The organism is Candidatus Chryseobacterium colombiense (assembly GCA_029203185.1).
Classification (GTDB): Bacteria; Bacteroidota; Bacteroidia; order Flavobacteriales; family Weeksellaceae; genus Chryseobacterium; species Chryseobacterium colombiense.
Window position 1 is genome coordinate 2,986,006 of record CP119310.1, and the last position, 26,998, is coordinate 3,013,003.

At 34.9% G+C, this 26,998-nt stretch carries 27 protein-coding genes; 16 read left to right on the forward strand and 11 right to left on the reverse strand.

Annotation, left to right across the window (positions count from 1 at the left end; translation table 11 throughout):
• The first annotated feature begins 1 nt into the window (after nucleotide 1).
• Nucleotides 2-535, forward strand: a complete 534-nt coding sequence (locus P0Y62_13430) for a hypothetical protein (protein WEK68845.1) — start codon at nucleotides 2-4, stop codon at nucleotides 533-535.
• Nucleotides 536-557: 22 nt separating this feature from the next.
• Here P0Y62_13430 and surE read toward each other — a convergent pair whose 3' ends face one another.
• Nucleotides 558-1,328: a 5'/3'-nucleotidase SurE gene (gene surE, locus P0Y62_13435; protein ID WEK68846.1), complete on the reverse strand. Its 771-nt coding sequence runs from the start codon at nucleotides 1,326-1,328 to the stop codon at nucleotides 558-560.
• A gap of 294 nt (nucleotides 1,329-1,622) precedes the next feature.
• Here surE and P0Y62_13440 point away from each other — a divergent pair, with 294 nt between their 5' ends.
• The 3 genes from P0Y62_13440 to P0Y62_13450 all read left to right on the forward strand — a co-directional run bounded on the left by P0Y62_13440 (nucleotide 1,623) and on the right by P0Y62_13450 (nucleotide 7,112).
• Nucleotides 1,623-3,962 carry a TonB-dependent receptor gene (locus tag P0Y62_13440; GenBank protein ID WEK68847.1) on the forward strand — a complete coding sequence of 780 codons (2,340 nt, stop codon included), beginning with the start codon at nucleotides 1,623-1,625 and terminating at the stop codon, nucleotides 3,960-3,962.
• 3 nt (nucleotides 3,963-3,965) lie between these two features.
• On the forward strand, nucleotides 3,966-4,772 hold the full coding sequence (locus P0Y62_13445) for a DUF4249 domain-containing protein (protein ID WEK68848.1): 807 nt from the start codon (nucleotides 3,966-3,968) through the stop codon (nucleotides 4,770-4,772).
• Between the two features lie 210 nt (nucleotides 4,773-4,982).
• Nucleotides 4,983-7,112 (forward strand): carboxy terminal-processing peptidase, encoded by a 2,130-nt coding sequence (locus tag P0Y62_13450; GenBank protein WEK68849.1) that lies wholly within the window; start codon nucleotides 4,983-4,985, stop codon nucleotides 7,110-7,112.
• A 54-nt stretch (nucleotides 7,113-7,166) separates the two neighbouring features.
• On the opposite strand, the gene P0Y62_13455 is transcribed toward P0Y62_13450, so the two are convergent.
• Nucleotides 7,167-7,670 (reverse strand): superoxide dismutase family protein, encoded by a 504-nt coding sequence (locus tag P0Y62_13455; protein ID WEK68850.1) that lies wholly within the window; start codon nucleotides 7,668-7,670, stop codon nucleotides 7,167-7,169.
• 134 nt (nucleotides 7,671-7,804) lie between these two features.
• Between P0Y62_13455 and P0Y62_13460 the strand changes: the two genes are divergently transcribed.
• The 9 genes from P0Y62_13460 (at nucleotide 7,805) to P0Y62_13500 (ending at nucleotide 15,806) form a co-directional block, all read left to right on the forward strand.
• Nucleotides 7,805-8,707: a helix-turn-helix domain-containing protein gene (locus tag P0Y62_13460; protein WEK68851.1), complete on the forward strand. Its 903-nt coding sequence runs from the start codon at nucleotides 7,805-7,807 to the stop codon at nucleotides 8,705-8,707.
• A 319-nt stretch (nucleotides 8,708-9,026) separates the two neighbouring features.
• The gene (locus P0Y62_13465; protein ID WEK68852.1) at nucleotides 9,027-11,261 is read left to right on the forward strand and encodes a carboxypeptidase-like regulatory domain-containing protein; all 2,235 of its coding nucleotides are present in this window, start codon (nucleotides 9,027-9,029) and stop codon (nucleotides 11,259-11,261) included.
• A 49-nt stretch (nucleotides 11,262-11,310) separates the two neighbouring features.
• The gene (locus P0Y62_13470) at nucleotides 11,311-11,961 is read left to right on the forward strand and encodes a hypothetical protein (GenBank protein WEK68853.1); all 651 of its coding nucleotides are present in this window, start codon (nucleotides 11,311-11,313) and stop codon (nucleotides 11,959-11,961) included.
• Nucleotides 11,962-12,031: 70 nt separating this feature from the next.
• A complete protein-coding gene (locus P0Y62_13475) occupies nucleotides 12,032-13,357 on the forward strand; it encodes a 2TM domain-containing protein (protein ID WEK68854.1) in 1,326 nt (441 codons plus the stop codon).
• Nucleotides 13,358-13,359: 2 nt separating this feature from the next.
• Nucleotides 13,360-13,656, forward strand: coding sequence for a 2TM domain-containing protein (locus tag P0Y62_13480; GenBank protein ID WEK68855.1), 297 nt, complete (start codon nucleotides 13,360-13,362; stop codon nucleotides 13,654-13,656).
• Between the two features lies 1 nt (nucleotide 13,657).
• The gene (locus P0Y62_13485) at nucleotides 13,658-14,224 is read left to right on the forward strand and encodes an isoprenylcysteine carboxylmethyltransferase family protein (protein WEK68856.1); all 567 of its coding nucleotides are present in this window, start codon (nucleotides 13,658-13,660) and stop codon (nucleotides 14,222-14,224) included.
• A 176-nt stretch (nucleotides 14,225-14,400) separates the two neighbouring features.
• Complete coding sequence (locus P0Y62_13490) at nucleotides 14,401-14,697, forward strand: 2TM domain-containing protein (GenBank protein WEK68857.1); 297 nt, start codon at nucleotides 14,401-14,403, stop codon at nucleotides 14,695-14,697.
• 33 nt (nucleotides 14,698-14,730) lie between these two features.
• Nucleotides 14,731-15,015, forward strand: a complete 285-nt coding sequence (locus P0Y62_13495; GenBank protein WEK68858.1) for a 2TM domain-containing protein — start codon at nucleotides 14,731-14,733, stop codon at nucleotides 15,013-15,015.
• A gap of 47 nt (nucleotides 15,016-15,062) precedes the next feature.
• Entirely contained in the window at nucleotides 15,063-15,806 is a 744-nt protein-coding gene (locus P0Y62_13500; protein WEK68859.1) for a LytTR family DNA-binding domain-containing protein, read from the forward strand.
• Nucleotides 15,807-15,887: 81 nt separating this feature from the next.
• Here the strand turns inward: P0Y62_13500 and P0Y62_13505 are convergent, their stop codons facing one another.
• Nucleotides 15,888-16,784, reverse strand: coding sequence for a hypothetical protein (locus tag P0Y62_13505; GenBank protein ID WEK68860.1), 897 nt, complete (start codon nucleotides 16,782-16,784; stop codon nucleotides 15,888-15,890).
• A gap of 210 nt (nucleotides 16,785-16,994) precedes the next feature.
• Here P0Y62_13505 and P0Y62_13510 point away from each other — a divergent pair, with 210 nt between their 5' ends.
• Both P0Y62_13510 and P0Y62_13515 read left to right on the forward strand, forming a co-directional pair.
• A complete protein-coding gene (locus P0Y62_13510; GenBank protein WEK68861.1) occupies nucleotides 16,995-17,651 on the forward strand; it encodes a hypothetical protein in 657 nt (218 codons plus the stop codon).
• An 11-nt stretch (nucleotides 17,652-17,662) separates the two neighbouring features.
• Nucleotides 17,663-18,013 (forward strand): hypothetical protein, encoded by a 351-nt coding sequence (locus P0Y62_13515; GenBank protein ID WEK68862.1) that lies wholly within the window; start codon nucleotides 17,663-17,665, stop codon nucleotides 18,011-18,013.
• Between the two features lie 70 nt (nucleotides 18,014-18,083).
• Here the strand turns inward: P0Y62_13515 and P0Y62_13520 are convergent, their stop codons facing one another.
• Nucleotides 18,084-18,386 carry a hypothetical protein gene (locus P0Y62_13520; protein ID WEK68863.1) on the reverse strand — a complete coding sequence of 101 codons (303 nt, stop codon included), beginning with the start codon at nucleotides 18,384-18,386 and terminating at the stop codon, nucleotides 18,084-18,086.
• Nucleotides 18,387-18,538: 152 nt separating this feature from the next.
• Nucleotides 18,539-19,726 carry a tRNA 2-thiouridine(34) synthase MnmA gene (gene mnmA, locus P0Y62_13525; protein WEK68864.1) on the reverse strand — a complete coding sequence of 396 codons (1,188 nt, stop codon included), beginning with the start codon at nucleotides 19,724-19,726 and terminating at the stop codon, nucleotides 18,539-18,541.
• Nucleotides 19,727-19,842: 116 nt separating this feature from the next.
• On the opposite strand from mnmA, the gene P0Y62_13530 reads away from it, so the two are divergent.
• Nucleotides 19,843-20,370 carry a hypothetical protein gene (locus tag P0Y62_13530; protein WEK68865.1) on the forward strand — a complete coding sequence of 176 codons (528 nt, stop codon included), beginning with the start codon at nucleotides 19,843-19,845 and terminating at the stop codon, nucleotides 20,368-20,370.
• Nucleotides 20,371-20,432: 62 nt separating this feature from the next.
• Here the strand turns inward: P0Y62_13530 and P0Y62_13535 are convergent, their stop codons facing one another.
• The 6 genes from P0Y62_13535 to P0Y62_13560 all read right to left on the reverse strand — a co-directional run bounded on the left by P0Y62_13535 (nucleotide 20,433) and on the right by P0Y62_13560 (nucleotide 26,995).
• The gene (locus P0Y62_13535; GenBank protein WEK68866.1) at nucleotides 20,433-21,002 is read right to left on the reverse strand and encodes a hypothetical protein; all 570 of its coding nucleotides are present in this window, start codon (nucleotides 21,000-21,002) and stop codon (nucleotides 20,433-20,435) included.
• 4 nt (nucleotides 21,003-21,006) lie between these two features.
• Entirely contained in the window at nucleotides 21,007-21,381 is a 375-nt protein-coding gene (locus P0Y62_13540) for a hypothetical protein (GenBank protein WEK68867.1), read from the reverse strand.
• 71 nt (nucleotides 21,382-21,452) lie between these two features.
• A complete protein-coding gene (locus P0Y62_13545; protein WEK68868.1) occupies nucleotides 21,453-21,998 on the reverse strand; it encodes a hypothetical protein in 546 nt (181 codons plus the stop codon).
• A 4-nt stretch (nucleotides 21,999-22,002) separates the two neighbouring features.
• Nucleotides 22,003-22,377, reverse strand: a complete 375-nt coding sequence (locus P0Y62_13550) for a hypothetical protein (GenBank protein WEK68869.1) — start codon at nucleotides 22,375-22,377, stop codon at nucleotides 22,003-22,005.
• A gap of 133 nt (nucleotides 22,378-22,510) precedes the next feature.
• Entirely contained in the window at nucleotides 22,511-24,334 is a 1,824-nt protein-coding gene (locus P0Y62_13555) for a T9SS type A sorting domain-containing protein (protein ID WEK68870.1), read from the reverse strand.
• A 123-nt stretch (nucleotides 24,335-24,457) separates the two neighbouring features.
• Entirely contained in the window at nucleotides 24,458-26,995 is a 2,538-nt protein-coding gene (locus tag P0Y62_13560) for an ATP-dependent Clp protease ATP-binding subunit (protein WEK68871.1), read from the reverse strand.
• Between the last annotated feature and the right edge of the window lie 3 nt (nucleotides 26,996-26,998).

Sequence of the window (26,998 nt, forward strand, 5' to 3'; positions counted from 1 at the left end):
GATGGATGTGGTAAGATCAAAAATTAATATAGAATCATTTTTAGGGATCTATTTTGCAACGTTTATAACATCAATTGTTTTTTCAGCTATTATTTTTGATAGTATAAAAAATATACTGAATGAGTTTAGTATTTTATTTTTATTAAAAAGCCTTTTTTCATTTGTATGTTTAATTTTTATTTGGGTCTTTTTTATAAATATTCACACGAAAATCTTAATTACAAAAAACGATATTAAATTTAAAAAACTATTTAAAACAGAAAGTTATGATTTTGAGAATTTGAATTTTTACTTTGAGAAAGTAGAACCATCAAAATTTAAAAATTATAAAGGAATATTTATAGTTAAAGAAGATAAGGTAATTGCAAGAATTTCAAGTTTTGATTACTCAAATTATGAAGAAATAAAAGAAAATATAAAGATAGATGAATGTAAAAACGTAGGATTTTCTATTGTAGATGCTATGGCAACAGTATTTGGACAGAATATTAGAATTGCAAATAAAAAATCTAAAAACAGAAAAAATAAGGCGTAAATTATTTTACGCCTTTATATTCTTAATCAAAATTCATTACTTCGCTCAGCGTATTCATATATTCGTAAGCTGTTAAGTCAAATTTTACCGGAACAATAGAAATATATCCGTTGGCCAGAGCCGTTTCATCAGCATCAGAAGATTCATCCATATTGTTGAAATATCCTGTTAACCAGTAATATTTTTTGCCGTGCGGATTTACCCTTTCATCAAAGCTTTCTTCCCATTTTGCGTGGGCTTGTTTGCAGACTTTTACGCCTTTTATTTCTTCTTTTAAAAGCTTCGGGATGTTTACATTTAAAACGATTCCTTTTGGCATCGGGTTTTCCAGTGTTTTTCTGACAATACTTTGAATATATTCTTTTGCCTGGGTAAAATCAGCTTCCCAACTGAAATCAAGTAAAGAGAACCCTATTGCAGGAAGATTTTCTACACCGGCTTCAACAGCTGCAGACATCGTTCCGGAATAGATTACGTTAATAGAAGAATTGGCTCCGTGATTGATCCCTGAAACAACAATATCCGGTCTTCTTGGCAAGATTTTATCAAGAGCCATTTTTACGCAGTCTACAGGAGTCCCGCTGCACGAAAAATCCCTTTGAGGACCATCCAGCTGTACTTCTTCATAACTTAAGGTAGAATTGATGGTAATAGCGTGACCTTTACCGCTTTGTGGAGAATTGGGAGCTACAACAACGACTTCTCCGATTTCGTTCATAAAGCTTACAAGATTTCTGATACCAGGTGCTGTAATTCCGTCATCATTAGTAACCAGAATAAGTGGTCTTTCCATATAAAAAAATAATTTTAACAAATATACGGTCTAATATACATAATTCACGATAATTTTAAATGAAGTCTTTAAAGGTTAATTTAAAAATAATCTTTTGTGAATGATTTGGAACTAGAAAAATATTTTATCTATTTGAACGTTTAGTGTAGCAGCAATACACGGTAGATCTGTGTTATGGGAAGTTGTGCGATGAAAAATATTCTCTGATCATTGAATTATTTCTGTAACAATTATTACCATTTAGAAACTAATCATAAAAACACGTATAAGTATATACTCACTAAAAATAAACTAATGCAAATATCCTTTTTAAAGGCGGCTACTTCTGCAGCGGCAATTTGTTTTTGTACAGTTGCTTTTGCCCAGCAGCAGTATTCGGTAAGCGGAACGATAAAAGATAAGAAAAACGGAGAACTGCTTATTGGAGTGACCGTAAAAGTTGCAGAAAAACCCGGTATTTCTGTTGTTGCCAACGAATATGGCTTTTATTCTCTTTCTCTTCCCAAAGGAACCTATCATTTACTGATTTCAAATCCCGGTTTTAAAGACTTTCAGCAAAGTATTTCCGTAGAGGATAATATAAAACAGGATATTGAACTGATTGCCGGCGAGGAAGAAAGAACAAAAAATATTGATGAAGTCGTTATTTCCGGAATTAAAAAAGATAAAAATCTGACTTCTGCCCAAATGGGAACGGAAACGTTAAGCATTAAAAATATTGAAAAGCTTCCGGTTTTATTTGGAGAAAAAGATGTAATGAAAACGATACAGCTTTTACCGGGTATTAAAAGTAACGGGGAAGGAAGCAGCGGGTTCAGCGTGAGAGGTGGCGCGACTGATCAGAATCTTATTTTGCTTGATGAAGCTGCGGTATATAACGCGTCTCATTTATTGGGTTTTTTCAGTACGTTCAACAGTGATGCATTGAAAGATGTAAGCATTATTAAAGGAAACAGTCCTGCACAGTACGGAGGTAGACTATCCTCAGTTCTGGATGTCAAAATGAAAGACGGAAATAATAAAGACTATAACGTAAACGGAGGAATTGGATTGATCAGTAGCAGATTAAGCGTTGAAGGTCCTATTCAAAAGGAAAAATCATCTTTTATTGTTTCGGGAAGAAGAACTTATGCGGATTTGTTTCTGAAAACAACGGATGATTACAAAGACAGCAAATTGTATTTTTATGATTTAAACTTAAAAGCCAATTACCAGATCAATGAAAACAACAGGTTGTATTTATCCGGATATTTTGGAAGAGATGTACTGGGGTTAGGCAATACTTTTTCTACAGACTGGGGAAATACAACGGCCACTTTAAGATGGAACAGTATCATCAGCAGTAAATTATTCTCCAATACTTCATTGATTTACAGTAATTACAGTTATAATGTAAGCTTAAGCAGTAATAACAATACTTTCGGACTGGACTCCCAAATCGAAGACTGGAACCTGAAACAGTATTTTTCTTGGTTTGCAGGCAATAAACATTCTGTGAAGTTTGGTTTACAGTCTATTTATCATACCATTACGCCAAGCAGCGCTTCCGGAACAAGTGTAAGCAGTTTTCCGAGAAATCCGAGATACTCATGGGAAAATGCACTGTATATCAATGATGACTTTAAAGCAACAGAAAAATTAACCGTCAATTACGGAGCCAGACTTTCAATGTTCAGCGTTTTAGGAGGCGATACTTTTAATACCTATCAAAACGGGGTTCTTACCGATTCCGAATTTTTGGAAAAAGAAAAATTTGGAAAAACTTACGTAAACCTTGAACCCAGAATTACTGCGAATTATAGAATTAATGAAGTCAGCAGTGTAAAAGGAGGGTATTCTAGAAATACCCAAAACCTTCACTTATTGAGTAATAGCGGAAGCGGAAATCCTACGGACCAGTGGATCGGAAGCAGTTATACCGTAAAGCCGGAAATTGCAGATCAGGTAAGTGTAGGGTATAGCCGAAACTTCAACAACAATAATTATGAAATAAATGCTGAGGTTTATTATAAATCCATGCAAAATCAAATCGATTATAAAAACGGAGCACAAATCTCGTTTGATACGGCGGCAGATGTAGAAAGTGAGCTGCTATTCGGAAAAGGAAGAGCTTATGGTCTGGAAATAATTGCCAAAAAGAAAAGCGGAAGACTGACAGGATGGATTTCTTATACTTTATCTAAAACGGAAAGAAAAATAAACGGAATCAATAATGATGACTGGTATAATGCAAGACAGGACAAAACACATGATCTTTCGGTAGTTGCAACCTATCAGCTGAATCCGAAATGGTCTTTCTCAGGATTATTTTTGTACAGTACAGGAAATGCAGTGACTTTCCCAACCGGAAAATACGAACTGAACGGACAGACTGTTTTCCAATACAGCAACAGAAATGCAGACAGAATGCCGGCTTACCACAGAATGGATCTGAGTGCAACATATGAACCGAGTGCAGGAACTAATAAGCGTTTCAAAGGTTCTTGGTCATTTGGAATTTATAATGTTTACGGGCGGGAAAATGCTTACACGATCAACTTTGAAGACAATCCGGATAAACCAGGAACGACCCGCGCTATGCAGACTTCACTATTCCGTTGGGTACCCAACATCACGTATAATTTCAAATTTTAATTCATGAAAAATATATTTTTAATCATAGTATCGCTCTTTTTAGTAACCTCCTGTGAAAAGGAAATCAATCTTGATTTGGCAGATCAGAGCGGTCAAATCGTGATCGAAGGAAATGTAACCGATCAGGTGGGACCGTATTTCGTGAAAATTACAAAGTCTGTGGCTTTTACGGAAGCCAATCAATATCCAGCCGTAGAAAATGCACAGGTTATTTTAAGCGACAATACCGGGCAAACCGAAACATTGCAGTATGTAGGAAACGGGACTTATCAGACTTCTGCTTTTGTGGGACAGTCCGGAAGAATATATACTTTGAAGATAAATGCTGAAGGAAAGCAATATACAGCGCAAAGTACAATGCCTGAAGCTGTTTCATTCGATGGTTTGGAACAGGATTCTTTCAAGGTAGGAAGTCAAATAAGTTATACGCTTCTGCCTCTTTTTACCGATCCGTCGCCATTAGGAAACCGCTATCTTTTCGTTTATACGGTGAACAATAATCCCAAAAAATTCTTTTCGGAATTCTCTGATAATATCAACAATGGATTGCCCAATCAGAGACCTCTTATTCTTCCCAACGATGATACCAATGCAGATGATGTAAAAGTGGTGGTAGGTGATACTATTCATGTTGAAATGCAGTGTATCGACGATTCGGTATTTACTTTTTATTCTGCGCTTCTTCAGCTTTCCGGTGGCGGACCTGGAGGAGGAGTTACCCCGGCTAATCCTCCGAGTAATATTACAAACGGTGCATTGGGCTATTTTTCAGCTCATACTGTAAGAGTGAAAAGCATTGTGATTCAATAAATAAGGAACATTTATCCTTGTTGTTTCAATTGATTTTTATTGGAAAAAAAGAAGGTAAATGTATAAGATGATAACTATTTTAACAAAAAAAACTAAAAGTATTCGATATTTGTAAATAAGGTACTAAATTTGATAGTTTGTAACAGAAATTTATTTGTTACTACTAATCGTTATACTATTTATAAAAAATTAATAAAAAACAGACAGTTTATGTGGAAAAATTTTAAGCTGAATAAATTTTTACTACTGATTCCATTAACAAGTCTAATGTTTTGCTTCAATTCGCCTAAAAATGATGATGAAAAAATGCAGACGATAATGGTGAGTGTAAAAAACACCCTATCTTATTTACATTACAGCCCGAAACCTATTAATGATGCCTATTCCAAAGATGTTTACAAGCATTATTTTGAAATGATCGATCCTGCGAAAAGATATTTTTTGCAGTCGGATATGGATGAATTTAGTAAGCATGAAACAAAGCTGGATGATTATCTTAATCAGGGAGATTTAACGTTTTATAAACTGACGGTTGACAGACTGTACCAAAGAGTAGATGAGATCGACAAAATTACTCAGGAAATTTTCAGCAAGCCAATCAATCTGGAAGAAGATGAAACGCTTACTCTTGAGCCCAAATTGAAAAAAGTACCTTCCAATAAGCAGGAGCAGTATAATGAATGGAAAAAATTCATCAAATACAATATCCTTCAGGAAGTTGAATCAATGAACAGTAAAGAAGAAGCTCAGAAAGAGAAAAAAGATTCTGTTCAGAAATACAACTTAAAAGATACCATCAAATACAAGCCTCTTTCTCCGGAAATGAAAATAAAGCAGGCTACAGATGAGGTAAAAGATCTTGTGAAAGAAACCTTTACGAGATTCAAAAAGAGAAAGAAAATGGACTGGTTCTCTGTATACATGAATGCTTATACAGAGGTTTTTGATCCGCACACCAACTATTATTCTCCAAAAGATAAAGAAGATTTTGACACCAACTTTACAGGAAAAGTAATCGGAATCGGAGCTATTATTCAGGAGAAAAAAGGAAATCTTTACCTGGGTGCTCTTACCATTGGAGCTCCGGCATGGAAATCAAAACAGCTGTCTGAAGGGGATAAAATTTTAAAAGTGAAATCGAAACCGAAAGAAGATGCTGTAAATGTAGTAGGAATGCTTTCTGATGAGGCTGTAAGACTGATCAGAGGTGAAAAAGGAACTCCGGTTACTTTAACGGTTCAGAAAAAAGACGGAACAATAAAAGATGTAACCATGATCCGTGAAGAAGTGGCAATAGAAGATACTTTTGCAAGAAGTATCGTAGTGAATGCTCCGAACGGTAAAAAGTACGGTTTCATCAACTTACCGAGCTTCAATGCTGACTTTGAAAATGATAAAGGAAGAAATGCTTCTGACGATATCAAAAACGAAATCATCAAACTTAAGCAGCAAAATATCGAAGGAATTGTTTTAGACTTAAGAAATAACGGAGGAGGTTCGTTAACGGAAGTAGGAGACATTATGGGACTATTCATGAATGCAGGTCCTTATGTTCAGGTAAAAGACGGAAACGGGAAAATCCAGACCCTGAAAAATAAAAATGAAACACCAATCTGGACAGGTTCATTGGTGATCATGCAGAACGAACTTTCTGCTTCGGCTTCAGAAATTCTTGCCGGTGTGATGCAGGATAACGGAAGAGCTTTGGTGATTGGATCTCCGCAGTCTTTCGGAAAAGGAACCGTTCAGACTTTTGTAGACCTGAACAGATTCTTAAATACAGAAGACGATTTCGGATCTTTAAAACTTACGATTCAGAAGTTCTATAGAATTACCGGAGAATCTACTCAAAGAAAAGGTGTGGTTTCTGATATTCAGATGAAAGACTTCTTTACCTATGCAGATATAGGAGAAAGATATGATGACTATGCTTTAGCTTGGGATAAAATTCCTCCTACAAAGTTTGAAAAGCTTAACTATTTTAATATTCAGGCTTTAGAAAAAGCTAGCTCGGCAAGAATGGCGAAAAATTCAAACTATCAGTTGCTGGTTGAATCTGCACAATGGAGAGAAAAATTGGATAAAGAAGAAACCATTACATTGAATATCAATAAGTTTAATGAAGTGATGAAGCAGAGAAAAGCTCAGATCGAGAAGTTCAAAGTGCTTACGAAATTCGATAACGGACTTAAATTTACGATGTTCCCTGCAGAAATCGAGAGAGAGAAAAAAGATGAGGCGTTCAAGAAGAAATCCGAACTATGGGTGAAGAACCTAAGAAAAGATACTTACCTTCAGGAAGCAATGAATATTCTTGCAGATATGACTGCAAAACAATAAATAAAAATAACCGCTAAGAAATTAGCGGTTATTTTTTTGTAATTATATAGACAATTATTTAATCTCTACACATCCCACTCTTCCGCCGGCATTTCCTGTTGGCTGAGTATGAAAATCGTCGGCTGAAGCATGGATAATAAGACCTTTACCGATGATGTTTTTAGATTCATCAGTACATCCTAAGCACCATTTATCAGTTTTGAAAGTAAGTGTAGCTACTCCGTCCTGATTAGCCGTTAAATTTCCGATATCTCCCATATGGAAATGTTCAGCTCCCCATTTACCGTGATCGTTCTTTGAAGGGTTCCAATGTCCTCCTGTAGAAGTTCCGTCAGCTGCAGAGCAGTCTCCTTTTTCATGAATGTGTACAGCGTGTATTCCCGGAGTAAGGTTTTTTACGTCCAGTTTCATAACCACTTCATTTTTTTTCTGGGTAAACTTTGCAGTTCCTTCCGTTTTTGTTCCACTTTTAGGGTTTATGGTATACGTTTTTGTTGTACAGCAAGAAGCTGCCAGAAATGCACTCCCTATCAATAATGACATTGTTTGTAGTTTCATTGTAAATGATTTTTTTATAAAATTAAAAAAGATTTCCCGAAACACTTTATGACTGCCATTCTTTTTTTACAACCAGCAATAAATGACAAATAATTTTCATCCGATCTTGGTACCTTTGCCGGAAACACTTTGAAGTGGAAGAATATAAAAAAAGAATCGTAAAAACCATTCAGTTCATTGATAATAATCTTGATATGGAGCTTTCGTTAGAAAAAGTTTCAGAGATTGCAGCTTATTCGCCGTTTCATTTTCACAGGATTTTCCGGCTGATTACTGGCGAAACGGTTCAGAATTATATTACCCGAAAAAGAATTGAAAAAAGCGCTTTTTATTTAGCTTTAAGAAAGAATCTGAATATAAAAGACATTTATCATCAGTTCGGTTTTTCCAATCATTCAGCTTTTAATAGAACCTTCAAAAAATATTACGGAACATCACCCTCAGATTTTCGTAAATCGGCACCGGAAAATTTCCATAAGGTCCAGTGCAAACAAAGCAAGAACGGACAAATTGATACGGCTTTCGACCAATACATTTGCAATATTGAAAACCTATTAAACTGGAGAAATATGAATTTAAAAATTAAAGTAACCGAACTTCAGGAAATGAATTTGGCAGCTGTAATGAGCCTGGGAATTGCCAATGTTGAGTCTTCTTACAATATTCTGATTGACTGGGCAAAAGCAAAAAAAATATTTCCAAAAGAGAATGTAAAAATGCTTTCCGTTTATCATGATAGTTTTAAAGTGACACCGCCGGATAAAGTAAGAATTCATGCCTGTATGCTGTTGGAAGAAGCTTTAAAGAAGCAAGAAGGTGAAGTTTTTCAGGAAACTATCGAAGCTGGAAAATTCATCATCGGAAGTGGTGAAGTGACCTTGAATGACTTCGAACAATGCTGGGTTTCTCTCTTTTTATGGATGAAAGAAAACAATTTTACCGTTCGAAAAACCTTTCCTTTTGAAATTTATCACAGCAATTTCAAAGAACATCCCGAAGGAAAAATGCTTGTAGATTTCTGCATTCCTATTCGTTAAAATTACAAGGACAAATCGTTGTAAAAATTCCCCTTTGACGGGGTGGTTATCCTTAAGCAGTATTATTATGTCATTCTAAAAGAAGCGAAACGTATTGAAGAATCTGTAAAAACAAAATAGAGATTCTTCCTGAGTCAGAATGACAAATAACCTTCTCATTATTGATCCGATTATCCTTGCGAGAAACATATCCAAAATCCTTGAGTCCTCTACGTTAAAACCAAAAATTACAACTCAGAATCAAAAACCAACCATTCGGTAACAAAAATTAATCAGCTTCAAAAATTCATCTTACTTTTGAATCGAAATAAAAACAGCTATGAAAACAAAATTATCATTCCTTGCCATTTTTTTATCGCTTACTTTAAGTTTTGCCCAAACCAGAATTTCAGGAAAAGTAAGCTTTAAGAACAAAGGAGTGAATGAGGTGAATGTCACTTTAAAAGATACTTATGATGGAGCAACTACAGACTCGGAAGGTAATTTCTCGTTTGAAACCTCAGAAAAAGGAGATCATGTGCTGAGTTTTACCCATCCGAAATATATCGAAGTCAATAAGAACATTAACATCGGAGATCAGAATGTAGTGGTGAATGCGGAATTAAAAGAGCAGATCAACGAAATAGATGCCGTTGTGGTTTCTGCAGGATCTATTGAAGCAAGCGATAAAAAAAGAGCAACAGCACTTTTAACTCCTATTGATATTTATACTACTGCTGGAGCAAACGGACAGATTTCTTCAGCGTTAAACTATCTTCCGGGAGTTCAGAAAGTAGGAGAATCGGAAGGATTGTTTATTCGTGGGGGAACAGGAACCGAATCAAAAATTTTTATGGACGGAAGTTTAATCAATAATTATTTTTCCAATTCAATTCCGGGGATTGCAGGAAGGGACCAGTTTAATACCTCACTTTTTAAAGGAAATATATTTTCAAGCGGAGGTTATTCTGCATTATACGGACAGGCTCTTTCCGGGGCATTGATGCTGGAAAGTGTAGATCTTCCTGATCAGAGTTCATACGATTTCGGAATTTCACCGATCTTTTTAAATGCAGGCTTTCAGAAATTAGACGATAAAAAGACCTATTCTTACGGAGCAAGCGCAGGATATTCCTTATTAAGTCTGATGCAGAAGGTGTTTGATTTTAATACCGATTTTATAGATGCTCCACAAGGCTTTAACGGAGATGCCAATTTCAGAATTAAAACAAAATCCGGTGGGCTTTTCAAATATTACGGGATGTATAATACCAATAAAATGGGAGTGAAAACGGAAAGTCTTGAACCTGAATATAATTTTGCTCTGGTTCGTTTGAAAGGAAAAAGTACCTATCATAATTTGTCATTTAAACAAAAATTCGGAAAATACCTTCTGAATGTGGGAACTTCCTATTCTTACAACAGATCAGACCTTAATTTCTCCACCGAAACAAATAATCTTGAATCTGAAAAAACAGAACTTCTGAATGATGGAAATTATATTAACCTTAAAGCCGTTTTAGAAAGAAAAATTAATAAAATAAGCGCATTGAGGGGAGGTTTTGAGCTGAATAATTCCGGCGAACAGCTTAATTTTCATGACATTCAAAAAAATTACAGAGATCTGATCTCGGCTGCTTTTGCAGAAACAGATTTAGGCTTCAGTAATCAGCTTTCCGCAAAAATCGGGGTAAGAGGAGAGTATTCTTCCTTCCTGTGTAAAGCCAATATCGCTCCACGTTTTGCAATCGCTTATCGTTTAGCGAAGGATTGGACTACTTCTCTGGCTTATGGATTATTTTATCAGAACCCGGAAAGTAAATACATCAATTCACCTTCAAATCTTGATTTTCAGCAGTCGCAGCATTATATTTTCCAGATTCAGAGAGCTTCTGAAGGAAGAAGTTTAAGATTGGAAGCATTTTACAAAAAATATGATGAATTGGTTAAAGTAAAGAATATAGGAGAAATAAACGGACAATATCAACCTGTACAAACTGCTGTAAACAATGATGGCTATGGTTTTGCCAAAGGATTGGAGCTTTTCTGGAGAGATAAGAAAACATTCAAAAATATAGACTACTGGGTAAGTTATTCCTACTTAGATTCAAAAAGAGATTTTATGAACTATCCGATGAGTCTGAAACCTAATTTTGCATCGGAACACACCCTTTCTGTGGTGGCAAAAAGATTTTTCCCTGAGCTGAAATTCGGAACCAATCTTTCTTACAGCTACTCCAAAGGAAGACCTTATTATGATATTGCTACAAAAACGGTAAATGGGGAGGACGTGAATTTTATAAGAAATGAAGGAAGATTAAAAGATTATAGTGCCCTGAATTTTAGCTTTAACTATCTTCCGAACCTTGGAAAAAAAGATGCAAAAGCATTCACCGTTCTTGTATTAAGTGTTTCAAATGTCTTAGGATCAAAAAATATCTATGGGTATAATTTTTCCCGGAACGGAAGCCAAAGCTCTGCTGTAGTTCCTCCTGTGAATACTTTTGTTTTTATAGGTGCATTTATTAGCTTTGGAGTAGACAGAACACAGGATGCGATTAACAATAATCTTTAAAAAAGAATTACTTTTAAATAAAAAAACAAACCTTTAAAAATCAGAAACTATGAAAAAATACATTGTAAGTGCTGCTTTAAGCTGTGTTAGTGTAATCACTTTTGCTCAAGCGAGTTATGAGAAGATAATGACAGAAAAAATCGCTAAAATCGAAACCTGTAAATCTGCAGAGGATTTTCAGAACCTTGCGAATGATTTCCAACGAATCGGGGATAAAGAAAAAGGGAAGTGGCTTCCGAATTATTACACTGCATTTTCCTATATCCAGAAAGGAAGAGTGCTGATGAGAGAAGAGAAAATGGAAAGCCTTGATGAGGTGGCTGATCAGGCACAAAAATATGTAGATGCGGCAGAAAGTGCAGAAAAAAACAATTCTGAAATCCATTTGCTGCAAAAGATGGTCTTTTCTCTGAAAATGATGGTCAATCCACAGCAAAGATATATGACTTACGGAATGCAGGCGGCAAACGAATTGAAAAAAGCGGAAGATTTTGATCCTGCCAATCCGAGAGTGGCTTTAATAAAAGCAGAAGATGTATATTTCACTCCTGAGCAATACGGCGGAAGTAAAACTAAAGGGCTGGAACTTTTTAAAGCATCTTTAGAAAAATTTAATGCCTATAAGCCAAAAACGGCTTTGGATCCTAATTGGGGAAAATCTGAAGCAGAATATTTTCTAAGTATGGGAGATAAAAAATAGTACTTTGGTCTTCCTTTCCGGGGGACCAAATTTTATGTATCACTGATTTTAAATCAGGTAATTTTTAAATATGAAACGTAAAAACATCATAACGTTATTCTGGGTATCATTGGCAACTTCAATGTTCTTTTTCTTTGTATTTACAGACGAGAGAAATATTGAAAACTTTGTTCTTACCATTCTTATTTCCTTTATCTATTCATTCGTTTTAGGTTTCGGAAACTGGGGAATTAACGATTTTCTCAATAAAAAGTTTCCGTGGTCGGAAGCGACTACAAAGAGAGCGGTGATAAGCATTATTTCAATCCTGATTGCCAATATCATCCTGGTGTATTTCTGTAATTACCTGAATTTTGTGGTGATTCAAAAAGCGGCTACAGTTGAGGAATATTTTTCTGGAAAATACAATTTCATCAACTGGTTTACCATCAACATAGCTCTTTTGATTTCAGCTTTTCTCCATGCTAAAAGTTTTATGGAGGAACTGAAAAAGACCTCCAAAAAAGAAGTCGTAGAACAGAAGCTGATTGCAAGATCTGCTAATGCTCAGTTTGAAAGCCTTAAAAACCAACTAGACCCGCATTTCTTATTTAATTCCCTGAATGTTTTGAGCTCTTTGATTGATGAAAATCCTAAGCAGGCGCAGAAATTTACGGCTTCTATGTCAAAAATCTACAGATATGTTCTGGAGCAGAAAGATAAAGAATTGGTAACGGTAGAGGACGAAATTGAATTTGCGAAGACTTATTGTGAACTTTTGAAAACTAGATTTGAAGACAGCGTCGACTTTGAGTTTAATATTAATAGTGAAGACTTAAAACAATTTGTAGTCCCGCTTTCCTTACAGCTGCTTTTGGAAAACTGCATCAAGCATAATTTTGCCACTTCCTCAAAGCCGTTAATCATAAAAGTATTTTCTGAAAATGATACGCTGTGTATTGAAAATAACCTTCAGGTAAGAGAACAAATGAAAGAAAGCGCAGGGATTGGACTGGCCAATATTGTTCAGCGGTATTCTTTGTTAACAAAACGAAATGTTTTTATTGAAAAATCAGATGATTATTTTAAGGTAAAACTTCCGATGCTTTTAACTAAGCCTAATGTAGTCAGTGAAAAAAATGAATCTGAAGATAAAGCTTACGAAAAAGCACAAAAAAGAGTGAAAGAGATTAAAAGCTTCTACGGAAACCTTTTCTCATATATTATTGTCATCACTTTCCTGGTCATTCTCAACCTGATTACTTCTCCTAAACACTTATGGTTTTACTGGCCGATGTTAGGGTGGGGAATTGGTATTGCCGCTCATGGAATAAGTGTTTTCTCGATCGGAAGGACCTGGGAAGAGAGAAAAATACAGGAAATATTAGAAAAACAGGATCAACGCAAAAACAGATAAAAATGACTCATATAAATGAAAACGATAGCCGCTATAAAGAAGCGGAGAAACGGGTAAAAAAGATCAAAGGATTTTATGTCCATTTGATGATATATTGTTTTACGAATTTGCTTGTTATTGCCCTTCAGTTGTTTGATGCTGATGATAAGGAAAAATTGAGCTGGAATCTGCTTCAGTTACCTTTGTTTTGGGGAATTGGTCTTGCCGCTCACGGATTAAGCGTTTTTTTGCCTCCTTTTATGCTTGGTAAAGGTTGGGAAGAAAGAAAAATAAAGGAACTTATGGATAAAGAAAAATAACATGAAAGAGCTTACCGTTATATTTTATATTTCGATGGCGATTTGGTTTCTGAGTGAGTTTTACTATAAAAAAGTACTTACATCGGGTCAAAATGCTCAGAAAAAAGATAAATCGACGTTAAATATTCTGTGGATTGTTATTATTCCTTCGATTTTTCTGGCTGTTCTCATATCGAATGTCTCCAGATGTCCTATCAGTAAGGAAGAATGGATATTTTTTTTGGGTGAAAGCCTGATTATAATAGGAATTCTCTTCCGATGGATCATCATCAAATCTCTAGGCAAATATTTTACGGTAGATGTGAGTATCAGAGAAGATCATAAAATTAAGAAAGAAGGTTTTTACAAGTATATGAGACACCCATCATATACTTTTGCACTGCTTACTTTTGTTGGGCTAGGTTTATTTCTGAATAACTGGATTTCATTTGCGGTTGCCTTTATTCCTCCGTTCCTGGCGTTCAATTACAGGATTAAAGTGGAAGAGCTGGCTTTAATTGAGCAATTTGGAGATGAATATATTCAATACAGAAAAGAAACAAAAAAGCTGATTCCTTTTATTTATTAAGATAAAATAGATCATAAATGTATAAAACAGAAATCCCGATTCTCCATTGAGTCGGGATTTTTACAATTCGGGAATCATTTTCTACGGTTCGGTAATATAAAATTGATTTGAGGCAGTTTACAGACCTACATTTGTATCAACAAAAACAAACAGTTAAACATTTTAAAATTATAATCATGGAAAATTTATCTTACCAAAAAGAAGTTTTAGCTTACGAAAAAGCATCAAAAAGAGTAAAAGACCTTAAAAGTTTCTACGGAAATCTTAGTTCTTACTGCCTTGTTATTCCTTTCTTATTTATTTTAAACATCATTACTTCTCCTGAACATTTATGGTTTTACTGGCCAATGTTAGGATGGGGAATCGGACTTTTAGCTCACGCTGTAAACACTTTCGGAATCGGAAAAGACTGGGAAGAAAGAAAGATCAAACAACTGATGGAGGAAGAAAAAAGCAGAACAAAATCACTTTAATTAACAAATAATAACCTTTTAAAAATGAATACGATGAACTACAATCAGGCACAACAGAGAGTACAGGACTTAAAAAGATTCTACAGAAGCATTTTATGGTTTGGAATCGTGGCTTTTATCATTTATTTTGATGATATTTTCGAAAAAGGAATCTTCAATATTTCACAATGGAACGGGTCGATTATTTTAGCAATTTGGGGAATTATCTTAACCGTAAAAGCCGTAAAGCTATTTCTTTTAAATTCCGATTGGGAAAGAAATATGCTGGAAAAAGAAATGAGAAAATCAAAAGAACCGGTAAATTTTAAAAACCAGTAATTTTTGACTAATTTTATTTCGAAATTTTAACCTAAATCGGGAACTCAATGATCAGAACAGTCATTATCGAAGACGAAAAACCGGCTTCAAGGAAATTAGAAAGAATGCTTAATGAATTTCCTGAAATAGAATTGGTAGGGAAAATAGAATCTGTAGAAGAAGGCGTTCAATGGTTTTCTGAAAATGAGCATCCGCAGCTGATATTTTCCGATATTGTCTTAGGAGACGGTTTATCGTTCGATATTTTTGAGAAAGTTCCTACAAAAGGATTTATTATCTATACCACAGCTTTTGATCAGTACACTTTAAAGGCTTTCAAATTAAACAGCATAGATTACCTTCTGAAACCTATTCTGGATGAAGATCTGGCAGGAGCAATCGAGAAATATAAATCATTTATTCCTTCAGATAACTCTGTCAATTCACAGGAAATTAAACAGTTAATTAAAAAAGAGAAAACAACACTTTCCAGGGTTTTAGTGAAAATAGGATACAATCTGAAAATTGTACAGACCCACGAGATAAGCTGCTTTTTCAGTGAAAATAAAATTGTTTATCTGCAGACTCAGGAAAGATCTTTTCCTTCAGATTTTACACTTGATGAACTGGAAGATGTTTTGGATGAGAAGAAGTTTTTTAGAACGAACCGGCAGTTTATCATCAATTCTGACTACATTAAAAATATCCATACTTCGCCTAATTACAAGGTCGAACTCGAATTTCAGCCACAGGAAGAAATAACGGTCAGCCGTGATCGTGTAAAGGATTTTAAAGATTGGTTGGTAAGTTAATTTGAAAAGCTTGGAATTGAGAATAGATTGAAACCTTAACCCAAAACTAACAACAAACAACCATCAACTAATAACCAATAATTATTTGTAATCTATACGGTTAGATTCTATATCTTCAAGCTGTTTCAGAATAGATTGGGGAATCTCATCACTGTCGATAGGGAAGCTTATGGAATCGGGGATAAAGCTTTTCCTGTCTGCTTTCTGGAATATTTCAAACAGGGCAATCGGCTCCTGGTTAAAACTGATACATGTACTTATAAAATGCAACTCATGGAGCTTATATTCTGGATTCTTCAGCTTTTCATTGATGTCTTTTATTCTTGAAATAAAATGCCTCTGACGGATGAAAGTATTGCTGTTCATGATAATAAAAACATAATCTGAATACGCAGTTACTTTTCCAAAATATTTATGACGGTCGCCGCCACTTCTTTCTATGAAGTATTCGCCGGAAGTTTCAGATTTATAGATTTCCGTTGCAGAGCGCCAGATTCTGTCTTCTTTTGCCTGTAAAGGATTTTCCGGAAGATTTCTGTTGTAGGAATACCAACAACCGATCAATTTATCCAATACTTCTGTATTTTGTTTCACATTATTCATATCAATTCTGAGATCATTAAAATTGAACGACTCTGTATTTGAATTAATGAAATCTATATAACTTGAATATCCTAAAACTTTAACGATAAGACTTAATTTTGCCAGATTCGGTTTGCTTATAACAGCATTTTCATTTTGATAATATTTTTTCAGCTTATTGATAATCAAATGTTCGTAAAGATAATTGGAGCCTAATAAATCAGGTTCTTTTTTTATTCCTTTTTCCTGCATGTCGCTTAGGATTAAATCATTAAGTTCAGCGACAATATAGGACCATTCGGTTTTTGAGACATCTTCCCAGTGGTTTTTTTTCAAAAAATGCAAGCCCAGAAAATTCATGAACTTTTCTAAATGCAGGATATCCTCTCTTTTCATTATTTAAATTATAAGACTAATATAAGATTATTTTAAAACTTAATAAGACTGATGAAAGACTTTTATATTTTCAAATCAAGTGATATTTGAGTAGAAACTAAAAGTTAAAACAATGAAAGCAACAGTCCTATTACAGAATGATCCGCTTTGGGCCAGAATTAAGGATTTTTCATTAGATAATCAAATGTAGATTTTCCTTTCTCGAAAAAGTTGGCAAAAGAAGAAAACTGGACAGAGAATTTTACTAAAAGGGCAATCGAAGAGTACAAAAAGTTTGTCTATCTCTGCTGTATTTTACCCAAAGGGGCTTCACCCAGTGAAATTGTAGATAAAGTCTGGCATATGCATTTAATATATACTCAGAATTACTGGGAAGAATTTTGCCCAAATATTCTGCAGCAGAAACTTCATCATCATCCTTCAAAAGGAGGTCCAAATGAAAAAGAAAAACATGAAAATTGGTTTCTTGAGACTTTAAAAAACTATGAAGAGATCTTTCAGGAGAAAGTACCTGGAGAAATTTGGCTGAACCTGGCGGAAAATAAAAGATATGAAAAAACAGGTAAAAGTTGGCTGAAAATTCTTTCTTTCATTTCAGTGGTTTTTATTTTAAGTTCCTGTTCAGATGTGATGGGGAATTTATTGTCAATCATATTTATATTAATTCCAATAATTTTTCTGTTCGTCTCTTTTATATCCTGGATTATTAATAAAAATGAAGAATATAAAAGTCCAAATAAAAAAGATAAAGGAGGTGGTTTTGGAAGCTGTGGCGGATCATCAAGTTGCAGCAGTTCCTCTGGAAGCAGCTGTGGAAGCAGTTGTGGAGGAGGTTGCGGCGGGTGTGGTGGATGCGGAGGTAGCTAAAAGTAAAGAGAATGAATAAATATCTTTTTTACACAACCCCGATTCTGATAAGCTGTATATGGCTTGTTGTGATGAATCATACTTTCAATCCACTATCTTTGAAAGGTCCTGACTTTCTTAAATTCTATTTAATTCTGATCTTTGGATGCTATGCTTCACTTTTTGCTTTACAGGCACTTAAAGAAAGTTCTTCAAAAACGACATTTTATTTTATGATTTCCATCTTTCTTTTAGGAGTTGTAAAACTGATAAAAGGAATTTTATTAGGAAAGCCTGTTGGGTTTTTAATCATAATCCTTGTAATGGAAATTATTATAGTATTGTTTGTTAATGCAGATCATGTAAACCATAAAATAAAGTAAGGTTTTTAAAATTATCTCAAAATAAAACCCGAAACACATTGTTCCGGGCTTATTATTTATAATTACTTTTTTATCTTCTGAAAGGTTTTGTCATTGCGATGTTTCTGTTTTTGTGAAAATCACCTCTCTGATATTGTGCATATTGTTCTTTAGAAAGAATTCTTCTCAATTTTGCATCATATTCTCTTGCTGTCAGTCTCTGTTTTGAAAGTGCATAAATCTCTTTTTCCTGACGCGGAGACAATCTTAATCCTCCGAAATCCTTCTGGCTTTGATGAAACTCTACTTTAGTATCTCTGAAACCTTCATTTCTCTGTTGTGCGTTTGTAGTGAATGCTATAAATAATCCAGCTACCAAAACTAACTTTTTCATAATAATCAAATTTTAAAATTAATACTTTGTTTCTTACGTAAGAATAAACAATAGATATGCCTGAAATAGGCACGAATAAAGGCTTATAGAAGTATAAGCCTTTTTTATAGATGAATGATAAAATTTAATCGACGAATGAAAAATATTCTTTTTTATGAAATAACCCCGCTTCCTAAAAGTTCTTCTCCATTATACCATGCAGCGAACTGCCCTTCTGCGATGGCAGACTGAGGTTCTTCAAATTCCACGTAAAAAACATCTTCAAACTGGTATAAAGTTGCCTTTTGTAAAGGTTGCCTGTATCTGAATCTGGCCATTACTTCCATAGATTCTCCATTTTTAAGCCTCATATCTTCACGAACCCAATGTAGTTCTGAATTATCAATTTTAAGGGCTTTTTTCAGCAATCCAGGAAACTGATGTCCTTCTCCTACGAAAAGGATGTTGTTTTCCATGTCTCTGGAGATGATAAAACAGCTTTCTTTATGTCCGCCGATTCCTAGCCCCTTACTTTGTCCGATCGTGAAAAATTGAGCTCCTTGATGCTTTCCGATTACTTTCCCGTCGGATTTTTTATAATTGATTTTTTGACTTAAATATTCAAGTTCTTCCTGTTTTGAAGAAAATTCAGGCGTTCCCTGAGAGAAAAGCGGAGAATCTTTAAAAATTTCTACAATTTCACCTTCTTTAGGAACCAGCTGTTGTTGTAAAAACTGAGGCAGGCTTACTTTTCCAATAAAGCATAATCCCTGAGAGTCTTTTTTATCAGCCGTTACCAGTCCTATTTCCTTCGCAATTTCTCTTACCTGAGGTTTTGTAAGTTCTCCAATTGGAAATAAAGCTTTAGATAATTGATCCTGACTCAACTGGCATAAGAAATAAGACTGATCTTTATTGTTGTCTTTTCCTGCTAAAAGATGGAAAATTTCCTTACCGTTTTCATCAATCGTTGAATCGACTCTTGCATAATGCCCGGTTGCTACCTTATCTGCACCCAAAGACATTGCTGTTTTCATAAAAACATCAAATTTTACCTCTCTGTTGCACAAAACATCAGGATTCGGAGTTCTTCCTTTCTGATATTCATCGAACATATAATCAACGATTCTTTCTTTGTAAAGATCACTCATATCGATTACCTGGAAAGGAATTCCAAGCTTTTGAGCAACCATTAGAGCATCATTGCTGTCTTCGATCCACGGACACTCGTCTTCCAACGTTACCGAAGCATCGTTCCAGTTTCTCATAAATAAAGCCACGACTTCATGGCCTTGCTGTTGCAGCAAATATGCTGTCACACTTGAGTCTACACCTCCGGAAAGGCCTACTACTACTTTCATTATATTTCAATTTTACGAAACTCTTAACGGGAGTTCTTAGTTTGACGCCGCAAAAATACAACTAAAAAATTCGTAAAAAAACCATAATTTTAAACATCGACAAAAACAATATTAATATGAAAAAGTTTATTATTCCTTTATTGCTGCTTATTTCAGGCTCTGTATTTTCTCAGGTTGCAGTGGGAACTTCTCCGGGAAACAATAACCGATGGACATTCGGAGGAGGTATTGGAGTGGGTTTCGGAAGTAACAGTGCATTTTATTTATCCGCATCGCCAAGAGTAGGTTACCGGCTTACCGAAGATCTTGAGGGTGGAGTTGCTGGAAGTATTTCTTGGCAGACTTCAGATTTTTATCGTTCTACCATGTTTGGAGTAGGGCCATTCGCTAATTATTATATTGCGAGATCTTTTTATTTAGGCGCAAATCTTCAGCATTATTTCATTGATTATAAAGATAAGTACTATGATTATAAAATGAATAAAGAAGAAACAGCATTATATCTCGGAGGAGGTTATATGCAGAGGATTGGAACTAATTCTTATATGCAGATTGGGATCATGTATAATGTTCTTTGGAAAGAAAATGAGAGCATTTTTTCAAGCGGATTAGTTCCGAATATTGGCTTTGTGGTTGGGCTTTAATACAACGGAATATAAAAATCCCGAAAAATTACTTCGGGATTTTGTTTAACTGTATGTAAAAGTTAATAGATTACAATCCATGTTGCTCCGCCTGCAGTGAAGAAAGCCCCACCTGACATATTGGAAGGAACCACGACTCCCGTTAAATCTGAAATGACGGTTGAACTTCCGCAAAATTGTCCCAAGTAATAGTATCCTCCGGTATTAACTCCAGACTGATCCTTTATTCCGAATTTAATTCCAGTCCAAGTGGTAGCTGTACTGAAGGTTGTAAGAACCCCTGTAGGAGCAGTAAATGGAGCAGCAAAATTAGAATTAAGAACCCACCTTCCAACTTGAGGAGTGGTAGGAACAGCCGTATTGAATGCAAAAGTATTGTTTACATTCCCATCATAATTGGCATCAATTGATACTGAAGGATTATTTGTAAATCCGAGTTTTAATAAATCATTGATAGCATCTCTTGACTCCAGGGTGGGAGTACATCCCCCTCCAACATTACCTAAATTGGATTTATTAAGAGTAAATTCAACATAATTGGGAGTATAATTTTGTATATAAACGGGTGGTAGTGACTGTGCTGAAAGAGAAAAGGATATAAATGCTGTTGCCAGTAAAAATAATTTTTTCATAAACTTAATTTTGTGATTTGTAATTTTGGTTGATTTCCTTGTTGTACTCTCCATACACTTGCACAGCCCATTTTAGAATTTTTTCTCTGTCGTTTTCTGTTCTTTTTTCAATTTCAGAATAAGTTACGCCTGTACTTGCTATAAGATCTTTGGCCGCCGGAATTAACATGTCTTTCTTATAATCACTAAGCTCTGCTGAAGTCCTTGGTCTTTCAGGAGCAGGTTCTTTTTCCATGGCTACTTTTTTGATGACCAGGTTGAATTTTTGAACAGCTTCAGGTTTAGAGATTTCAGGAACTGCAGAAGTGGCGACGTTTTCGTTGGCACAGGATAAAATAGTAAGCAATGAAATACTTAACAGTAAAAAAGTTTTTTTCATGATATTAATTATTGTTTTAAAATGTGTAGGATTTAGACTCTCAATGTCATTAATCAGATTAATGGTAAAAATTAATAAAGGACATACCAGTCTGCACCGCCAAACTGGAAATAACTTCCTTGAATTACTCCTGAAAAAGCGGTTGTAGGTGTTGTAGATCCGCAAAAATGACCCAAAGAATAATATCCTCCGATATTATTTCCGTAGTGATCCTGTACCCCAAGTTTAATACCTCCCCATTGTGATCCTGTAATATAGGCTGCAGGAACTGGATTTGACGGAAGAGTATAAGGAGTAGAATAATTATTGTCATACGTCCATGCATCAATTAATGGAGTAGAGGGATAGGTTGGATTAAATGTATTGGAAGTATTGATATTTCCATAGTAATAGGCTTCCGAAGGAACAGTATTTACTACCGGAGCATACGTCAATGTAGACAGGCCTCCTAAACTCGATGACTGAAGATTCGGACTACAGTTTCCCGCAAGATTGGAAGGATTCAATCTCCATATAACAAATTGGATGACCGTATCCGTATAATTTTGAATGTAAAGATCTTGTGCCGAAATACAAAATGAAGAAAAAAATGTGGCTAATAAAATTAGTTTTTTCATGGGTTTAATTTTGTGATTTATAATTTTGGTTGATTTCCTTGTTATACTCTCCATACACTTGTACAGCCCATTTTAGAATTTTTTCTCTGTCGTTTTCTGTTCTTTTTTCAATTTCAGAGTAGGTTACACCAGAACTTGCTATAAGGTCTTTAGCTGCCGGAATCAGCATGTCTTTTTTATAATCACTAAGTTCTGCTGAGGTTTTGGGTCTTTCAGGAGCAGGTTCTTTTTCCATGGCTACTTTTTTGATAGCCAGATTGAATTTTTGAACAGCTTCAGGTTTAGAAATTTCAGGGAGAGCAGAAGTGGCGACATTTTCGTTGGCACAGGATAAAATGGTAAGTAATGGAATACTTAACAGTAAAAATGTTTTTTTCATTTTCATATTAATTGATTTTTTGGTTCAATAAAAATAATGATTTTTATTAATTAATCATCATTTAGTGAAAAAATAAATTAATTATGTTATTGAAAATGAAAAAGCTCCGATAGAATATCAGAGCTCTTTAGATTTATTTCTTTATAATTAGTTTGAAACTTTTTATAAATTGTTTTTGAGAGTTTTGTAAGGATAAAATGTAGTTTCCGTTGGCTAAAATATTCTCCAAATCAAAATTCACGGATTTATTCTTTTCAATCTTTTTAGAATAGATCAATCTTCCGGCCATATCATTTATAGATACAAAATGAGGCTCTTTCGTAAGAATATTTCCTGTTAAAACAAATGAACCTTTGTTAGGATTATCATATAATTTTAAATGATCATCAAGGTTAGCTTCCGAAACAGATAAATTTACAGGACTAAATTTTGCAATGTATCCTGCTCCTCCTTCATTCATTCCTGGTGGAAATATGAGAGTTTGTTGGTAGCCATTACTCGTTGTATAGCCGGAAAGTGAAGATGCTGATCCGTAAAGAAAAAAAGCATTGGAATTTGTTGAGAATTTGCAATTAATTACAGATAGCTTATTAGCTCCTGAATTTCCTGGTGGAGGCGTTACAGGCCCTCCATAATAAGAAGTAAATAAATGTATACCGGATGTCTCGAACATGGAAAAAAAGATGTCAAATACACTATTCGCGCTTGGTTTTACCTCTTGAAAAGCTCCTGGAGTTGCCATATTCTGATTTCCGGCGGTGCTTCCTGATACGATAATTTTATCATCCTTAACATCAAGATTATGATTACTGCTCAAAATCAATTCTATACCTGCTGTGTTTAAATAGGTTGTCCAGGTTCTGTTTCCTGAATCATTAAATTTCGTAATAAATAAATCCCATCCATCTGAGCTGCTCGCTAAATGTGCCCCTTCTTCTCCGTAATATGTTCCGGGAGTGGTAGTGGTTCCTAAAACATAAATTCCGGTTTCAGTTACTCTTATATTTTTAATCGTACCATGGGTAACGTTATTGGGTATGCCGTAATAGGTTCCCCAAATTCGGCTGCCCGAATTTCCGTTTAGTTTTATAATAGAATTCACGGCTTTAGCTTGCTGGAAAGTACCTGCTGTTGCTAGTGTAGAGATAGAACTATTAATATCCTCTCCTGTAGCGATATATAAATTGTTGTCAAATAGATCAATATCACTAATTGTTTTTGAAGGAATATAGGTTGCCCAGATCTTTTGGCCTTGAGAATTGAGCTTTATGACATAAGAATTAGAAAGAGGGCCTCCCTGTGCTGATGAAACATGGGTAAAAGAAGGCCCATATGTTCCCGGATCTCCTAAATTTTGCCATTTTGTAGTTCCTGCAATATAGATATTTCCGGTATTGTCAGTTTTGATGAAAAAATCAGAATCTAAATTTTCAGGTACATAGGTTTGCCATATTAAATTCCCGTTGGAATCATATTTTGAAAGTATTGAATCATCATTGGTGATATTAGAAGTGTGCCAATTACTGTTTGACAGAACAGGATAATTGATAAGATCTGATTCTATGTCATATCTGTTTCCGGACTGATCTCTGTAAGCGGGAATACTTTTATCTGAATAAGCGTTTTTATAGAGATTGTATTCTGCTAATAATAATCCTCCTGAAGTTGAAAAAACTTCTCTAAAATTATTTTTGGAATCAGCATTTCCTATAGTAAAATAATTATTACTCGAAAATACAAACTGGTTATAATAACTTGCTGGAATGGGTATGGTGTTATTGTATGGATATGAGCTTATCCCATCTGCATATACATATGAGGAATTATTTTCATAGATGTTTTGCACATTGGTAGATGTACCTCCAAAATACGTCCCCCAATTTCTTTCATAATTGAATGATGATTGGGAGAATAACGAAGTGGAGAGGAAAATGAAAGATAATAAATTTAATTTCATATTATTTATCAAAAAAATGGTGATTTATTTATCGTAAATATAAATAAAATAAATTACAGTTATTATTATAACAAAAAAGCATCGGAAATCTCCGATGCTTTTAATATGATTAAAATTATTTACTTACGATTGAGAAGACTTCTCAGCTGAAGATTTTTTTGCTTTCGGTGCTTTTCCAATCAAACCGTCTTTTGCTTCGTTAAGATCCAGAATTACAGTTTCTCCTTCGCTTAATTGCTTATTCACAAGCATTTCTGCCAATAAATCTTCAATATACTTTTGGATAGCTCGTTTCAATGGTCTTGCTCCAAAATCTTTATCCCAGCCTTTTTCAGAAATAAAGTCTTTGGCTTCATCTGTTAACTCAACTTTATAGCCTAGTTTTTCTAATCTTCCGTATAATTTGCTCAATTCAAGATCAATAATTTTCTTGATATCTGTCTGCTCAAGAGAGTTGAAGATTACGATATCATCAATTCTATTCAAGAATTCTGGTGCAAATGCTTTTTTAAGAGCATTTTCAATAGTACTTCTCGCTCTTGTATCAGAACTAGTCTTTTTAGCAGAAGTTCCGAATCCTACACCGTCTCCGAAATCTTTAAGATCTCTTGTCCCGATGTTTGAAGTAAGGATGATAATTGTATTTCTAAAGTCAATTTTTCTACCTAGGCTGTCTGTAACGTGACCTTCATCTAAGATCTGCAATAAGATATTAAATACATCCGGGTGAGCTTTTTCGATCTCATCCAAAAGAACCACGGCATAAGGTTTTCTTCTTACTGCTTCTGTCAATTGTCCTCCTTCTTCGTATCCAACGTATCCAGGAGGCGCACCAACCAATCTTGAAACGGCGAATTTTTCCATGTATTCACTCATGTCGATTCTGATTAATGATTCATCAGATTCGAATAATTCTCTTGCCATTACTTTAGCCAGCTCGGTTTTACCAACACCGGTTGTTCCTAAGAAAATGAAAGTACCAATCGGGCGGTTCGGATCTTTAAGGCCGGCTCTGTTTCTTTGAATTGCTTTCACAACCTTTTTCACAGCGTCTTCCTGACCGATTACCTTGCCGTTCAATTTTTCATCCATTTGAGCCAATTTATCAAGCTCATTTTTACCAACTTTAGTTACAGGAACTCCACTCATCATAGAGACTACTTCCGCTACATTTTCTTCTGTTACGGTTTCTTTTTTCTCTTTAACATCTTTGTCCCATTTATCCTGAGCAGCATTCAGCTCCATCTGAAGTCTTTCTTCTTCATCCTTCAGCTTTCTGGCTTCAAGATAATCCTGAGCTTTTACTGCTTTCTGTTTCAAATCCTTGATTTCTTCAATTTTCTTTTCAAAATCAATGATTTCAGTAGGAACTTTCATGTTCTTGATATAAACACGGGATCCGGCTTCGTCCATCGCGTCAATAGCTTTGTCCGGTAAAAAACGGTCTGTAATATATCTTGATGTCAAATTGACACACGCAGCAATGGCTTCCGGAGTATAAATTACATTATGATGTTCTTCATACTTATCTTTAATCTGATTCAAAATCTGGATAGTTTCATCGATAGAAGTAGGTTCCACCATTACTTTCTGGAATCTTCTTTCTAAAGCTCCGTCTTTTTCAATATACTGACGGTATTCATCCAGAGTTGTTGCTCCGATACATTGAATTTCACCTCTTGCCAAAGCCGGTTTAAACATATTGGATGCATCTAAACTTCCTGTTGAACTTCCTGCACCTACAATAGTGTGAAGCTCATCGATGAATAAGATGACATCTCTGTTTTTTTCAAGCTCAGTCATGATGGCCTTCATTCTTTCTTCAAACTGACCACGGTATTTTGTTCCGGCCACTAAACTGGCCAGATCCAAAGTGATCACACGTTTCCCGTAAAGAACTCTGGACACTTTTTTCTGTTGAATTCTTAATGCTAAACCTTCTGCAATCGCAGATTTACCAACTCCCGGCTCCCCGATAAGAAGCGGGTTGTTTTTCTTTCTACGCGATAAGATCTGAGAAACTCTCTCAATTTCTTTTTCACGGCCGATTACAGGGTCCAATTTTCCATCTCTTGCCAAAGAAGTTAAGTCTCTACCAAAGTTATCCAGGGTTGGAGTTTTACTTTTAGCAGAACCTAAATTTCCTGTAGGCTTTCTCATTTGCTCAAATTCCTCTCTTTCATCATCGTCATCATAAGCACTCATTTGTGGTGCCTGTCCGGAATTTTTAAGCATTGTTTGATACTCTCTTGAAACGCCTTCATAGTCGATATCATAAGCGCCTAAAATATTTGAAGTAGGGTCTTCATATTTATAAAGAATGCCTAAAAGCAGATGAACGGTATTAATTTCATTGCTTTTGTATTGTCTGCATTCTAACTCCGCACGTTTAATAGCGTGATCCGCCATTTTAGTGAAAGAAATATTGGTAACCTCTTCAGAAATAGGATTAAGACTTGCTGTATTTAGAGTTTCAATTTTTCTTCTGATTTGTGTTAAATCCGCATTAAGGTTTTGAAGGATTTCTTTTGCAGAGTTTTCCGTTTTTATAATACCTAAAAGTAGATGTTCTGTATTAAGAAATTCACTTTTGAGCCTTTTAGCTTCGCTTTTGCTTTGTTTGAACACCTGGCTCAAACCTTGTGAAAACTTATAATCCATAAT

Excerpts from the sequence above, each read along its gene's own strand:
- P0Y62_13430 (WEK68845.1), top strand. The coding sequence starts at position 2 with ATGGATGTGGTAAGATCAAAAATTAATATAGAATCATTTTTAGGGATC.
- surE (WEK68846.1), bottom strand. The coding sequence starts at position 1,328 with ATGGAAAGACCACTTATTCTGGTTACTAATGATGACGGAATTACAGCA.
- P0Y62_13440 (WEK68847.1), top strand. The coding sequence starts at position 1,623 with ATGCAAATATCCTTTTTAAAGGCGGCTACTTCTGCAGCGGCAATTTGT.
- P0Y62_13445 (WEK68848.1), top strand. The coding sequence starts at position 3,966 with ATGAAAAATATATTTTTAATCATAGTATCGCTCTTTTTAGTAACCTCC.
- P0Y62_13450 (WEK68849.1), top strand. The coding sequence starts at position 4,983 with ATGTGGAAAAATTTTAAGCTGAATAAATTTTTACTACTGATTCCATTA.
- P0Y62_13455 (WEK68850.1), bottom strand. The coding sequence starts at position 7,670 with ATGAAACTACAAACAATGTCATTATTGATAGGGAGTGCATTTCTGGCA.
- P0Y62_13465 (WEK68852.1), top strand. The coding sequence starts at position 9,027 with ATGAAAACAAAATTATCATTCCTTGCCATTTTTTTATCGCTTACTTTA.
- P0Y62_13470 (WEK68853.1), top strand. The coding sequence starts at position 11,311 with ATGAAAAAATACATTGTAAGTGCTGCTTTAAGCTGTGTTAGTGTAATC.
- P0Y62_13475 (WEK68854.1), top strand. The coding sequence starts at position 12,032 with ATGAAACGTAAAAACATCATAACGTTATTCTGGGTATCATTGGCAACT.
- P0Y62_13480 (WEK68855.1), top strand. The coding sequence starts at position 13,360 with ATGACTCATATAAATGAAAACGATAGCCGCTATAAAGAAGCGGAGAAA.
- P0Y62_13485 (WEK68856.1), top strand. The coding sequence starts at position 13,658 with ATGAAAGAGCTTACCGTTATATTTTATATTTCGATGGCGATTTGGTTT.
- P0Y62_13490 (WEK68857.1), top strand. The coding sequence starts at position 14,401 with ATGGAAAATTTATCTTACCAAAAAGAAGTTTTAGCTTACGAAAAAGCA.
- P0Y62_13495 (WEK68858.1), top strand. The coding sequence starts at position 14,731 with ATGAACTACAATCAGGCACAACAGAGAGTACAGGACTTAAAAAGATTC.
- P0Y62_13500 (WEK68859.1), top strand. The coding sequence starts at position 15,063 with ATGATCAGAACAGTCATTATCGAAGACGAAAAACCGGCTTCAAGGAAA.
- P0Y62_13505 (WEK68860.1), bottom strand. The coding sequence starts at position 16,784 with ATGAAAAGAGAGGATATCCTGCATTTAGAAAAGTTCATGAATTTTCTG.
- P0Y62_13515 (WEK68862.1), top strand. The coding sequence starts at position 17,663 with ATGAATAAATATCTTTTTTACACAACCCCGATTCTGATAAGCTGTATA.
- P0Y62_13520 (WEK68863.1), bottom strand. The coding sequence starts at position 18,386 with ATGAAAAAGTTAGTTTTGGTAGCTGGATTATTTATAGCATTCACTACA.
- mnmA (WEK68864.1), bottom strand. The coding sequence starts at position 19,726 with ATGAAAGTAGTAGTAGGCCTTTCCGGAGGTGTAGACTCAAGTGTGACA.
- P0Y62_13530 (WEK68865.1), top strand. The coding sequence starts at position 19,843 with ATGAAAAAGTTTATTATTCCTTTATTGCTGCTTATTTCAGGCTCTGTA.
- P0Y62_13535 (WEK68866.1), bottom strand. The coding sequence starts at position 21,002 with ATGAAAAAATTATTTTTACTGGCAACAGCATTTATATCCTTTTCTCTT.
- P0Y62_13540 (WEK68867.1), bottom strand. The coding sequence starts at position 21,381 with ATGAAAAAAACTTTTTTACTGTTAAGTATTTCATTGCTTACTATTTTA.
- P0Y62_13545 (WEK68868.1), bottom strand. The coding sequence starts at position 21,998 with ATGAAAAAACTAATTTTATTAGCCACATTTTTTTCTTCATTTTGTATT.
- P0Y62_13550 (WEK68869.1), bottom strand. The coding sequence starts at position 22,377 with ATGAAAAAAACATTTTTACTGTTAAGTATTCCATTACTTACCATTTTA.
- P0Y62_13555 (WEK68870.1), bottom strand. The coding sequence starts at position 24,334 with ATGAAATTAAATTTATTATCTTTCATTTTCCTCTCCACTTCGTTATTC.
- P0Y62_13560 (WEK68871.1), bottom strand. The coding sequence starts at position 26,995 with ATGGATTATAAGTTTTCACAAGGTTTGAGCCAGGTGTTCAAACAAAGC.